This is a genomic window from Thalassolituus sp. ST750PaO-4 (genome assembly GCF_020320405.1).
Lineage (GTDB): Bacteria > Pseudomonadota > Gammaproteobacteria > Pseudomonadales > Oceanobacteraceae > Venatoribacter > Venatoribacter alkanivorans.
Genome location: NZ_JABVCB010000007.1, coordinates 699075 through 712298 on the forward strand (window position 1 = coordinate 699075; position 13224 = coordinate 712298).

A 13224-nucleotide genomic window follows, 5' to 3' on the forward strand; every position below is an offset into this window, starting at 1 on the left:
TATGACATTATTAAATTCAGTAAAAACCGGCCAAGAACAGGCCGTTGATCAATGGAGCAGCATTTGTCTGTTAGAGGATATCGCTCCGGATACCGGTGTGTGCGCGCTGTATCAGGGCGAGCAGGTGGCACTGTTCCGGATCGGTGACAGTGATCAGGTGTTTGCCATCAGTAATTACGATCCGCTGGGTGAGGCCAATGTGTTATCACGCGGTATTGTCGGTTCTGTTGGTGAGCGGCTGGTGGTGGCATCACCTTTATATAAACAGCATTACGATCTGGCGACCGGCGAGTGTCTGGAAGACAGTGATCTGTTGCTGAAAACCTACCGGGTAAGAGTGGAGGAACGGCAGGTTCAGCTGAGCTGAACCCAGGGCCTTACTGCAACGCTGCCCGTAACGCGGGCAGTGATATTAATTACCGGATGAATTATCTGATGACGGTCGAAAAATTTAATCTGTTTAATTTCAGCGGTAAGATGAAAGTACTTCATCTTAGCTGGATCGCATTTTTTATTACCTTTGTTGTGTGGTTTAACCATGCACCCATGCTGCAGGCGATTGCCGCCAGTCTGGGGCTGAGCGCTGCGGAAGTTAAAACACTGCTGATTCTTAACGTCGCGCTGACCATTCCTGCACGGGTTATTATTGGCATGCTGACGGATCGTTTTGGTCCGCGTATTGTGTATTCTCTGCTGCTGGCGCTGTGCTCTGTTCCCTGTTTTATGTTTGCCCTGGCCGATGATTTTACTCAGGCCGCGATTGCCCGCTTTCTGCTGGGCTTTATCGGTGCGGGTTTTGTGATTGGTATCCGTATGGTCAGTGAATGGTTTCCGGCTAACGAGCTGGGAACGGCCGAAGGGATTTACGGTGGTTGGGGTAACTTCGGCTCTGCGGCGGCGGCATTCACCTTGCCGGTTATTGCGCTGTTATTTGGCGGGGACGATGGCTGGCGTTATGCCATTGCTCTGACCGGGGTTCTTAGCCTGCTGTTCAGCGTTATTTATTATCGTAATGTTTCGGATACACCGAAAGGCTCTACCTACTTTAAGCCAAAGCATGTTGGTGCGCTGGAAGTCACCAGTAAAGGTGATTTTTTCTTTCTGCTGGTGATGAAGGTGCCTATGTATGCGGCGCTGGCATTATTGGCATGGAAGCTGTCTCCGGCTGGTGTCAGCATGCTGACCGATACCATGGCTGTGGGGATTTATATCGGCTTGGTGCTGTTGTATCTGTACGATGTCAGCCATGTCTGGAATGTTAATAAAACGGTTTTCAAAGAACCGGTTGCTGAAATTCATCGTTATAAATTCCGTCAGGTGGCGGTGCTGAATATTCTGTATTTTGCCACCTTCGGTTCTGAACTGGCGGTTATTTCCATGCTACCGCTGTTTTTTGCCGAAACCTTTGAACTGACACCGGTTATGGCCGGCATGGTGGCTTCGGCTTATGCTTTTATGAACCTGATGTCACGTCCGGGGGGCGGTTGGTTGTCGGATAAATTCGGCCGTAAGCCAACCCTGCTGATTCTGACCTTGGGTCTGGCTATTGGTTACTGTGCGATGGCAATGGTCGACAGCAGCTGGCCTTTGTGGCTTGCCGTTGTTGCGGCAATGGCCTGTTCGTTCTTTGTTCAGTCCGGAGAAGGTGCTGTATTTGCTGTCGTGCCATTAATCAAACGCCGTCTGACCGGGCAGATTGCCGGTATGACCGGAGCCTACGGCAATGTCGGTGCCGTGACCTATTTAACGGTGTTGTCATTCGTGGATTATTCAACTTTCTTTATGGTGATCGCGGCGACGGCTGTCGTGGGCTTTATTGCTCTGTTGGCCATGGAAGAACCAGCAGGCCATATTGCTGAGGTGCGTGATGATGGTACGGTTGAAATGATTGATGTGAACTCTGCTGCAACGGCGCGCTGAGTTATAAGTATAACGATCGGGCGAACCAGACATACGGTGACAGCAGGTGCTTACCTTCCTTCATCAGTTGTGCCGTGTTTGGATATTTCGCCTATTGCGCTGTTGCGCACTGTGTAAAACGGGACGGATATCAATGAATACCGGGCTACTCTCTCACGTCTGGTATTCATTATCTGTGCATCGTTTTACACAGGTTTTTTATTGCAGACCGTTGGGTCCTGGTGCCTGACTCAGAGACATCTATGCAGACTGACAGAGCATTACATAAGGAATATGGTCTTGCCACTGAAGGTGACATTATCCGTCGGCCTTCTGCCAAACGCCTGATTGTCACGCTGGGCGGCTACTCTTCTGCAGGTCCGAAAGACGAAAATCAGGATGCTTTTGCCGCTTGTCTTACCACCCAGGAGCATTATAAAGGGGTGGCCCTGTGTGTCGCCGACGGTGTCAGCTGCAGCGAGCATGCGCAGCAGGCAAGCACCACCAGTGTGACGCATTTTCTGCAGGATTATTACAGCACGCCCGACAGCTGGGATGTAAAAACTGCAGCAGGAAGAGTTTTATCCTCACTTAATGCCTGGCTGTATCATCACGGTCAGCAGGCCAGTGCCCGCCATAACAGTCTGGTGACGACCTTCAGTGGGCTGATTTTAAAATCCAATACTGCGCATTTACTGCATGTCGGCGACAGCCGGATTTATCGTCTGCGGGCCGGTATTCTTGAGTTGCTGACCCGCGATCATAATCATCAGCAGGGTGGGCGTCAGTACCTTAGCCGGGCGCTGGGAATGGATACCCACCTGGAAGTTGATTATCAGACTCAATCATTACGGCAGGGCGATGTTTTTGTACTCACCAGCGATGGTGTGCATGGTTTTTTAACCGCCCAGCAATTACAGCAGACACTGAACGGTGCATTGCAGGCCGCGACTGCTAGTCACGGAATCAATCAGCATCAGCTGGAACAATGCAGCAAACAGCTGGTGCAACAGGCTTTGGCTCAGGGCGGTGATGACAATGCAACCTGCTGTCTGCTGGTGGTTGAACAATTACCGCAGACTAACCTGGAGGAAGCACACCGTACTTTGTGTGAGCGGGCTATTCCGCCGGTAATGAAAACGGGCGATAAAATCGACCACTTTCAGATACAGGAAATTCTGTATGCCGGTACGCGCAGCCATGTCTACAGAGTGCGTAATCTGCGCGACCAAAAAGACTATGTATTAAAAGCACCGTCGCTGAATTTTCAGGATGATCTGGTTTACCTTGAGGGCTTCGTGCGCGAGCAATGGGTTGGCAGCCGGGTCGATCATCCGAACATTATGAAGATTTACCCGCCACTGGATAGCAGTCGCTTTCTTTATCATATTTGTGAAAAACTGGATGGCGACAGCCTGCGCCAGTGGTTGCATGACCATCCGGCTCCGTCTGCTGCCGATGTCCGTAAGCTGGTCGGGCAATTAATTCATGCTCTGCGGGCATTTCAGCGATTGGGCATGGTACACCGTGATTTAAAGCCTGAAAATGTGCTGGTTGACCGCAATGGCGGTATTAAATTAATTGATTTTGGCACCGTTCAGGTACGCGGTCTGGCAGAAATTAACAGCGCTGTTAAAGAAGAATGCCCGCAGGGATCGGTTAATTATATTGCACCTGAAACCGTTCTTGGCACTACAGGCCTGCACAATGCCAGCTATCAGAGTGACTTATTTTCGCTGGGCGTTATGGTTTATGAGCTGTTCAGCGGTGCGCAGCCTTTTACTATGGATCAGGTACACCGGCGCGGAGCGAAATCATTTTCGCAATGGCGTTACACGTCGCTGTTGCAGCATCGTCCGGACTTGCCGCTGTGGCTGGATCTCTGTATTCAGAAAGCCTGTGAACCCAATCCGGCGGAGCGTTATCAGGCTTATTCTGAATTCTGGACCGACCTGCATCAGCCGAATGCTTCGCTGCAGCGGCAATACCGGCAAAAGCCATTGCTGGAGCGTAACCCGTTGCGTTTCTGGCAAATACTCAGTGGGCTTTTACTGCTTGTGATTATTGTACAGGCGCTGATTTTTTCCGGCTGATTCAGGGCCTGTCAATAGGCCCTCCCTGATCGCAAATCAGCGCTTTGCACTTTTCATCGCACACATCACCATCAACACTATCAGCGCGCAAAAAAACAGTTGAGCGACAGTAATGCTGTCACGCAGCATCAGGCTGATAAATGCCAGAGTAAAAAACGGCTGCAGCAATTGCAGCTGACTGATTTTGGCGACACCCGCCGTCGCCAGGCTGCGATACCAGAAACGGAAGCCCCATAGTTGGCTGATGAGACCCAGATAGAGCAGGGCGAGCATGCTTTCCACAATATCCTGCTGGTTGCTGTGCGCAGCTTCCGTGGCCCACAAACTTCCCCATACCAGCGCAGACAATGGCAAATATAAAACCACCATCCAGCAGATGGTCTGCCAGCCACCGATCATTGCGGCGGCTTTGGCTCCGGCGCTGTAACCCAGACCGCCAAACAGCAGGGTGGCGATCAGGGTCAGCAGATGCTGAGGGGCGAACGCCGGCAATGCACCGATGGTGGTAATGACATAACCGGCGAGCAGGCTGCAGCCGACAATGGAAAAAAACCAGAAACGTGGCGGATGACGTTCGCCCTGCAGCAGGGTGGCCAGTAATGACGTTACCAGCGGCAGGCCGGCCAGAACCACGCCCATATCAGCGGCGGGTATACGGGTAAGGCTGAGACTCAGCAAATAAGGGAAACCCAGTACCACGCCAACACCGGCCAGCAGCAACCAGGGCAACGCCTGCAGCGGCGGACGTTTCCAGCCATTAATAACGATTACCACCCAGGCTGTCAGGCCCGCGATGACGGCGCGGCTGGCGGCAATAAACTCGGCTGAAAAACTGCCCAGTGCGATCTGTGTCATCGGAATGGTGAGGGCAAACAGCATCACCGCAAACAAGGCCTGATGAACGGCACTGAATACGGGGACCGCGAATTTTCCGGGTTTGCTGTTAGCGGGTAAGTTTGTCCTGCTGTCAGGAGGAGAAGGAATGGTCAGAGATGGATTTTGCATACATGGCCTTTGTGCTGAATCGATGGATAACTGATGAATCATCATGCCGTGATGTGGGTTAAGGCAGCAGGCGCAGGGTGGGAGAGAAGCAGCGGTACAGTAGCGCTGCTATTGGCAACTGTACTGGAATGAATTGGCCAAACTGTATCGGTTGGCGGTACAGTTGTTTCTTTAGAATGCGCTTTGTCAGTGAGTAATTGGCCATGGAGCCTATTCCACGCCGCCGATTCTATGCAGCCGTCAGTGCTCAGGAGTTCATCGTGTTACAACGCCAGACAGAACAACCTCTTTATCAGCAACTGGCTGGCCGGGTGGCGGATGATATCCGTGCCGGAGTGTTTGCCGCCGGCAGCAAAGTACCCAGTGTGCGTAAACTGGCAGTGCAATATGGCGTGAGTATTTCAACCGTAACCCAGGCTTATGCCTGGCTTGAGGATCAGGGCTGGATTTCGGCCCGGCCACAGTCGGGTTACTTTGTCCGCAGCCATGTGTCGTCTGCTGAGCAGCAGATACCGCCGTTATCGGCCGGTGATAAACCCTGTGCCGTTACCAAGGCAGAATTTATTAATGGCATGCTGGCGAAAATCAATCGTCCGGCCATGATCAATCTTGGTGCTGCGATTCCGCGTCCGGACTGGTTACCGCAGCGGGTGCTGCAGACCCATATTCAGAAAGTCAGTCGTTTTCATTCTGCCGAAGTATTCGATTATTTATTTTCACCCGGTCTGGAAGAGCTGCGTAATCAGGTTGCGGTACGAATGCGCGATGTGAATGTGCGTTGTCAGGCGGATGATATCGTTATTACCCATGGCTGTGCCGAAGCGCTGGCCCTGTGTTTACGGGCAGTTACGAATCCCGGTGATCTGATCGCAGTTGAATCGCCCTGTTATTACGGTTTTTTACAGACCGCCGATATGCTGGGGCTGAAGATTATTGAAATACCCACTGATCCGCAGCAGGGCATGAGTGTCGATGCACTGCAGCTGGCATTACAGCAGTGGCCGGTAAAAGTCATTCAGGTCAGCAGCCGTTATTCCAATCCGACCGGTTGCAGTATGCCGGTAGAGCAACAGAAAAAACTGATGGCGCTGGCCAGTCAGTATCAGGTGCCGGTGATTGAGGATGATGTTTATGGCGAAACAGGGTATCCGGTCGCGCGTGGACAGGCTCAGCCACCGGCTTCGGTGCTGAAAACCTATGATCAGGATGGTCTGGTGCTGTACTGCTCGTCGTTTTCCAAAACGGTCTCGGCAGGCTTGCGTGTGGGCTGGTGCATTCCCGGTCGCTGGTACCGGCAGGTAACAGAACGGCAGACATTTACCACTTTTTCGGCAGCGAGCCTGTCACAATACGCGATGCTGTCGTATCTGCAGAACGGCCACTACGACCGGCATCTGCGTCAGTTCCGGGTGCGTGCCGCCAACAGCATGCAGCGTTTTATTCATGCCATCCGCCAGTATTTTCCACCGGGAACCCGGGTTAGTGAGCCTGCCGGAGGATTTATTCTCTGGGTCTGTTTGCCCGAGGGCGTCAGTGCGATGGATCTGCATTATGAGGCTGCGCAGCGTTCGGTAATTATTATTCCCGGTGATGTGTTTTCCAATACTGAGCATTTTTCCAATTATATCCGCATTAATACGGCTATTACCTGGAGTGAGGATGTGGAAGATGCGATTAAAATACTGGCGCAGCTGGTGAAAAGACAGCAGCAAAAATACAGTGGCAGTGTGGGAGCCTAGTATGAATACCTGGTGGATTCTGGCGATTGCGATTATTGCCGAAGTGATCGCAACCTCAGCGTTAAAAGTCAGCGAAGGTTTTACCCGTTTAATACCCTCGCTGGTGGTGGTGGTTGGCTATTCTATAGCGTTTTATGGTTTGGCCCTGACATTAAAAACCATTCCGGTCGGCGTTGCCTATGCCATCTGGTCGGGCATGGGCATTGTTCTGGTTACCCTGATTGGCTGGTTTTTATTCGATCAGAAACTCGATCCGGCGGCTATTATCGGTATGGTGCTGATTATTACCGGTGTCGTGGTGATGAATGTTTTTTCTGCCAGTAGCGGTCACTGATAATCTTTCAGCACAGTATCAGCAATACGCCTGGCCAAACAATAATGTTGGCCGCAGAGCGGTAACGCTGTCACCCTGTTGCATTAATTCATAATACCAGTGGCTGTCGGCGACATCGCCGACACACAGGGCCCCGACGATACGCTCATCGCGCAACAGTATTTTCTTATAAATACCCGCGTGCTCATCCAGTAGTTGCAGAACTTCTGTACTGCTGTCTGCTTCAAACTGACCGATGCTGTGAATATCGACACCGGATACTTTTAATTTGGTTAAATGCTCGCGCTCCTGATACGACAACAGAGGATCGGCAGTGCTTAATCTCTGCTGCTGATCGGTTTGATATTGCTGGTGCAGCTGGCGTGCAAGGATGCTGGCCTGTTCCCAGATGGGAGCGACCAGGCCATAGGTGTTGCCGTTAAATTCGCAGCATTCGCCTAATGCATAAATATGCGGATGACTGGTACGCATCAATGCATCTACCTGAATCCCCTGAGCACAGTGGATACCCGCACTTTCTGCCAGTTCTTTATTGGCAATAATACCGGTAGCAAATACCACCAGATCGGTATCCAGCTGTTGCTGAATATGGCGCTCGGCCTGTTCAAACTGAATAGTATTGATGTGCAGTTTTGGCGCATTGCTGCTGCACAATTTAAGCGGGGTGCAGCCGGTGCGTACATCAATACCACGGTTAAGCAGTTCTTTTTCCAGCAATGCCGACGCTGTGGCATCCATCTGGCGGTTCATCAAAACAGGGTTACGGTGCAGCAGGGTTACCTGGATGCCGTGGCTGCGAAGTCCCGTGGCGGCTTCTACACCCAACAATCCGGCACCAATCACGGTAGCGTGCTGTATATCCGGCAAGCGTTCAAACATAGTGTCAACGTCGCGCAGACTGCGGAAACCAACAACATTGGTTGCATCTGCACCGGGAATATCAGGCACAAAAGAACGGGACCCGGTGGCTAGTATCAGCGCGTCATAAGCAAAATGGTCGCCACCGGAACAGATAACCTGCTGGGTTAGCGTATCAATGCGTTCAACATTCTGCTTTAGATAAACAGAAATACGCCGGCTCTGATACCACTCTTGATCATGTGGCGTAATGGCATTCAGCGTTGTTTCGCCGGCCAGCAGTGGTGAGAGCATAATGCGATTGTAATGAGCAACAGGCTCGTCGCTCAGTACGTGAATAGCGCTGAACGGATGGATCTCGCCCAGTTGCTCCAGTACCCGGTTGGCTGCCAGACCATTGCCAATAATCACCAGAATGTTTGTCGCCATGTTCTATCTCCTTCGCTGACAGATGGCGGTACCCGCAGGGCACCGCCGTATCGCTTTTTTAAGGCTTAATCAGAATTTTGCTTCCAGCCACAGCCAGGCTTTGTCGCTGTCGCTACCATTATCTCCGGCGCTGTAGGCGGCGTATTTCAGACCGGCACTGTAATGCTCAGCAAAGCTTCTGGCGGCGAGGAAATTGACTTCGCTGCCTTTATCGTCATTGCCTTCATCGGCACTGTACTCATGGTACATGGCCAGCAATTTGACACCGGCGACGGCACCCGTGGCTTTAATATAGGTATCACTCAGGCCATCGGCCGGAGTTACCAGGAATTTGTCTGCCCAGCCATTAAACGCATGTTTGGTGGCTAACGGGGTCTGGAATCCATAGGCGCCGTCATCACTGCCGAGGGTTTCATTGCCCAGTGCGAGAGTAATGCCGGACAACACCACGCCGCCTTCCAGGGCATAATAACTGGCATCAAAATCATCGCTGGACTGGGTAGCAAATTCTGCGCTGTAGATCAGGCTCAGATCATTGACGGCCGTTTTTCCGGCAAAGCGCGCACCATAGGTATCCAGCTTGGCATCACTGTCGTCATCCTTTAATAAATAGGCGTAACCGGTCAGGTTTCCGGCTTTGAGTCCGGAGTAGGTGGCATTAAGTAAATGGCTGGTAACGTCGGCATCAAATTTACGCAGAATACCGTTAACCTGATCGATGTAAGCGTATTGAAGGTTAAGATCGCCGGTTTTATAAGCCGCTTTTACCGCATCAAAAGTTTGTTCATTCTGACGCCAGCCGACATTACCGACGAAGCGGGCATTATCCAGAATAATACGCTGACGACCGGCTACAAGGCTGAAGCCATCTTTGCTGTAGCTGATCTGAGCACGGTTGATCTCGGTGTTCTCCGGATCGGCAACGGTATCATAATCGGTATTTTCCGGAGCATAGTCGTCGATAGCGGCGCGTACATCTTCAATTTCGTACAGCACTTTAAAGCCGTTAAAATCGGCTGTTTCATAACCCAGGCGAGAGCGCAGAGTGAGTGCCGTGGCAGAGTCTTTAGCGGCAGCATCGTCATCATCAACGCTTTCATAGCGCAGGCGAAGATCAATAATGGCGTCACCTTTTTTCAGCATATCAACAGCCGTATCTTCTGCCAGCACACTCTGACTGAAGACAACCTGGCTGATGGCTAAACTCAGGGCAGTAGCTGACAATGTTTTTTTTGTTTGCATCATTCTTTCTCCGGTATTTGATTAAAATCAGGCAGTTTTTAACTGGTTGGCTTTATCCTGATCCGGTGTATGAGCATGGGAATGCCCGGCCGGGGTGTTTATCGCGCGGGTTTCATGATTTTCTTTTATTATTTGGGAACCTGAGACCTGACCATGGGGTTGCGTGGCAGGCAGGCTGTCATCAGTTTTACGCTGTTTTTCATAAAGGAAACTCAGCACCTGATGACGGTAATGGTTGTAGCGTGGGTCATCGGCTAACTGCAGGCGGTTACGTGGCCGTTCCAGATCGATGTCCAGAATTTCACCGATGGTGGCAGCGGGACCATTGGTCATCATTACAATCCGGTCAGACAATAAAACCGCTTCATCGACATCATGGGTAATCATAATGACGGTGTTATTCAGCTCCTTCTGAATGTCCATTAATGAATCCTGAAGGTGCGCACGCGTCAGGGCGTCGAGCGCACCAAAAGGCTCATCCATTAGTAACACCTTAGGCTCCATCGCCAGTGCCCGGGCGATGCCCACGCGTTGCTTCATGCCACCGGAAATTTCATCCGGGCGTTTATGCATGGCATGGGTCATATGCACCAGCTCCAGGTTGTGCTCAATCCAGGCTTTCATTTCGGCTTTGGATTTTTTGCCACGGAATACCTGTTTTACTGCCAGCTCGACATTTTCATAAGCACTGAGCCAGGGCAGCAGGGAGTGGTTCTGAAATACCACCGCACGTTCAGGGCCTGGCTCGTTCACTTCTTTACCATTCAGAACTACGCCGCCTTCGGTTGCCTGCAGCAGACCGGCAACAATATTCAGCACGGTGGATTTGCCGCAGCCGGAGTGGCCGATCAGTGAAATATACTCACCTTTATTAATCTTCAGATCGACACTCTGCAACGCGCGGAAACTGCCTTTTGCGGTGCTGAATTCAATGCCTACCTGAGTCAGTTCGAGTAGTGGGTTCATAATTTTCTCCGGTTCTCAGCGTAAGGTGGCGGACTTATCCCAGGAAACGCTCCGTTGCAGCAGCAACATAATGCGGTCAAGGGCAAAACCAATTAAGCCGATGGTAATAACCGCGACCATAATACGGCCGAGGGAATTTGAGCTGCCGTTCTGGAATTCGTCCCAGACGAATTTTCCGAGTCCGGGGTTTTGTGCCAGCATTTCCGCAGCAATCAGCACCATCCAGGCGATACTCAACGACAGACGAAGGCCGGTAAACATCATCGGAATAGCGGCAGGTAAAACAATTTTCCGTACATGAGTCAGCCAGCTTAAACGCAGCACCTGACTGACATTTTTTAAATCCTGAGAAATAGAGGCGACGCCCACGGCGGTATTAATAACGGTTGGCCACAGGCAGCAGAGCATGACGGTAATCATGGAAGTGACAAAAGACTTTGCTACAACCGGGTCATCGCTGACATAGACAGCACTGACCACCATAGTGACCAGTGGCAGCCAGGCCAGAGGTGATACCGGTTTGAAAATCTGAATCACCGGGTTAAATGCCGAGTACAGGTTGGCACTTAAACCAATAACAATACCCAGCGGAATGGCGATCAGTGAGGCAATCAGAAAACCGCTCAGAACTGTAATCAGGCTGGTACCAATCTGATCGACGTAGGTTGGCTTACCGGTGTAGTCGCGGATTTTGACGATATAGTCCGGGTCCTGTGCCAGACGCCGGGCATTACGTTCATCCTGGCGCTGGTAAAAAGCGGCTGCTTTTTCACGCTCTGTAATATGTTCGCTGATCAGGGTTTTACTCTGGATCAGGACATCGGCAGGTCCGGGGAATTTTCCCAGAGAAGTGTTAATGCTTGATGCGGCCGCATGCCAGATCATTAAAAACACCAGAATCCCTGCCAGAGGAATGCCGATGGCTTTGGCAATAATGCTCAGGTTCTGGCTGCGGTTTTCTCCCTGAGCGGCTTTAATCATCGGTTCCAGCCAGCTTATTTTGCTTAATGTTTGGGTCAGGGCAATGCTCATAGGATCTCCTTGACGGATTCAGTTGACTGCACAATTTCGATGAATGTGTGATGGTTTCCGGCTGTTTTAGTCCGGCTGTTAAAACAGCCGGCTTATTCCCTGTGTTACAGCTTTTGCTCGCCTTTCAGGCCGATAGCAAACTTCTGCAGGTAAGCATTCGGTTGCTGACCGTCATAGGTGATGTTGTCGATAAATTCCGTTTGTGGGGCACGGAAGCCGCTTTCATTGCTGAAGTCAGGGAAGTCTTTGGCATCGGCTTTACCTTCAGCAATAAGTGCTTTGGCTGCTTCTGCGTAAATGTCAGGGCGATACACTTTTTTCGCGATGTCTTTGTACCAGTCATCCGATTTAGCTTCGGCAATCTGGCCCCAGCGGCGCATCTGTGTCAGATACCAGATGGCATCGGAGTAATAAGGGTAGGTGGCGTTGTAGCGGAAAAAGACATTGAAATCCGGTACAGAGCGCTTATCGCCTTTTTCATATTCGAAAGTACCGGTCATGGAGTTAGCAATCACTTTGTAATCGGCGCCTACATACTGTGGCTTGGCCAGAATTTTTACTGCCTCCTCGCGGTTGGCATTATTGTTTTCATCAAGCCAGGCGGCAGCACGGATCAGTGCTTTGACCACACGCTTGTGAGTGTTCGGATATTTTTCTGCCCAGGTTTTGTTGACGCCAAATACTTTTTCCGGATTGTTTTTCCAGATTTCGTAGTCGGTAATCACCGGAACACCGATGCCTTTAAAGACGGCCTGCTGGTTCCAGGGTTCGCCTACGCAATAACCATAAATCGTACCGGCTTCCATCGTTGCCGGCATTTGTGGTGGCGGTGTAACCGAAAGCAGGGCATCAGCATTCAGCTGACCGGAGGTGTCGCCTTTCGACGGTGCGTAATAACCCGGGTTAATACCGCCAGCCGCCAGCCAGTAGCGTAATTCGTAGTTGTGGGTGGATACCGGAAAAACCATGCCCATATTAAATGGCTTACCCTGGGCTTTGTATTTTTCTATGACTGGTTTCAGGTAATCGGCTTTAATCGGGTGTACGGGTTTTCCTTCAGCATCTTTGGGGATAAAGGGTTTCATTTGCTGCCAGACATCATTGGAAACGGTAATGGCATTGCCGTTTAAATCCATACTGAAGGCGGTAATGATATCGGCTTTGGTACCAAACCCAATGGTTGCGCCCAATGGCTGGCCCGCCAGCATATGGGCGCCATCCAGCTGGCCATCAATCACGCGGTCGAGTAGTACTTTCCAGTTTGCCTGTGCTTCGAGGGTGACATACAAGCCTTCGTCCTCAAAGAAACCCTTTTCATAGGCAATAGCCAGCGGTGCCATATCGGTTAATTTAATAAAACCGAATTTAAGCTCTTCTTTTTCCGGATAATCATCAGCATGACTGAGTGGTATCGATAATGCCGATAAACCACTGGCCAGACCTGTGGTCAGAATCAATGCACTTTTTATCAGTGTGCGGCGCAGAGTGTTCAGTCCTTGCATGGTCTTCCCCTTTCTTGGCAACAAAAAAAAGGCGCCACAACGGTTGCCCGTTGTAAGCGCCTTTGCTGTTAAAATGTGTCAGTACGGTTACCCGCCATTGGGTATGCACTGAATAAGAAATTCAG

At 51.0% G+C, this 13224-nt stretch carries 11 protein-coding genes; 5 read left to right on the top strand and 6 right to left on the bottom strand.

Going from position 1 to position 13224, the window contains the following annotated elements; genetic code table 11:
• Position 1 precedes the first annotated feature (1 nt).
• The 3 genes from nirD (at position 2) to HUF18_RS08950 (ending at position 3992) form a co-directional block, all read left to right on the top strand.
• Positions 2-367 (top strand): nitrite reductase small subunit NirD, encoded by a 366-nt coding sequence (gene nirD / locus HUF18_RS08940; RefSeq protein WP_225691934.1) that lies wholly within the window; start codon positions 2-4, stop codon positions 365-367.
• A gap of 68 nt (positions 368-435) precedes the next feature.
• Positions 436-1920, top strand: a complete 1485-nt coding sequence (locus HUF18_RS08945; RefSeq protein ID WP_145468954.1) for a NarK family nitrate/nitrite MFS transporter — start codon at positions 436-438, stop codon at positions 1918-1920.
• A gap of 242 nt (positions 1921-2162) precedes the next feature.
• Positions 2163-3992, top strand: coding sequence for a bifunctional protein-serine/threonine kinase/phosphatase (locus HUF18_RS08950; protein WP_225691935.1), 1830 nt, complete (start codon positions 2163-2165; stop codon positions 3990-3992).
• A 36-nt stretch (positions 3993-4028) separates the two neighbouring features.
• Here the strand turns inward: HUF18_RS08950 and HUF18_RS08955 are convergent, their stop codons facing one another.
• Positions 4029-4997, bottom strand: a complete 969-nt coding sequence (locus HUF18_RS08955; protein ID WP_225691936.1) for a DMT family transporter — start codon at positions 4995-4997, stop codon at positions 4029-4031.
• A gap of 260 nt (positions 4998-5257) precedes the next feature.
• On the opposite strand from HUF18_RS08955, the gene HUF18_RS08960 reads away from it, so the two are divergent.
• The gene (locus HUF18_RS08960) at positions 5258-6736 is read left to right on the top strand and encodes an aminotransferase-like domain-containing protein (protein ID WP_225691937.1); all 1479 of its coding nucleotides are present in this window, start codon (positions 5258-5260) and stop codon (positions 6734-6736) included.
• A 1-nt stretch (position 6737) separates the two neighbouring features.
• A complete protein-coding gene (locus HUF18_RS08965; protein ID WP_225691938.1) occupies positions 6738-7070 on the top strand; it encodes a DMT family transporter in 333 nt (110 codons plus the stop codon).
• Positions 7071-7088: 18 nt separating this feature from the next.
• On the opposite strand, the gene HUF18_RS08970 is transcribed toward HUF18_RS08965, so the two are convergent.
• The 5 genes from HUF18_RS08970 to HUF18_RS08990 all read right to left on the bottom strand — a co-directional run bounded on the left by HUF18_RS08970 (position 7089) and on the right by HUF18_RS08990 (position 13099).
• On the bottom strand, positions 7089-8357 hold the full coding sequence (locus HUF18_RS08970; protein WP_225691939.1) for an NAD(P)/FAD-dependent oxidoreductase: 1269 nt from the start codon (positions 8355-8357) through the stop codon (positions 7089-7091).
• A 69-nt stretch (positions 8358-8426) separates the two neighbouring features.
• Positions 8427-9602 carry an alginate export family protein gene (locus tag HUF18_RS08975; RefSeq protein ID WP_225691940.1) on the bottom strand — a complete coding sequence of 392 codons (1176 nt, stop codon included), beginning with the start codon at positions 9600-9602 and terminating at the stop codon, positions 8427-8429.
• A 24-nt stretch (positions 9603-9626) separates the two neighbouring features.
• On the bottom strand, positions 9627-10565 hold the full coding sequence (locus HUF18_RS08980) for an ABC transporter ATP-binding protein (protein ID WP_225691941.1): 939 nt from the start codon (positions 10563-10565) through the stop codon (positions 9627-9629).
• A 15-nt stretch (positions 10566-10580) separates the two neighbouring features.
• Positions 10581-11597, bottom strand: coding sequence for an ABC transporter permease (locus HUF18_RS08985; RefSeq protein WP_145468947.1), 1017 nt, complete (start codon positions 11595-11597; stop codon positions 10581-10583).
• 104 nt (positions 11598-11701) lie between these two features.
• Positions 11702-13099: a CmpA/NrtA family ABC transporter substrate-binding protein gene (locus HUF18_RS08990; RefSeq protein WP_225691942.1), complete on the bottom strand. Its 1398-nt coding sequence runs from the start codon at positions 13097-13099 to the stop codon at positions 11702-11704.
• Positions 13100-13224 lie beyond the last annotated feature (125 nt).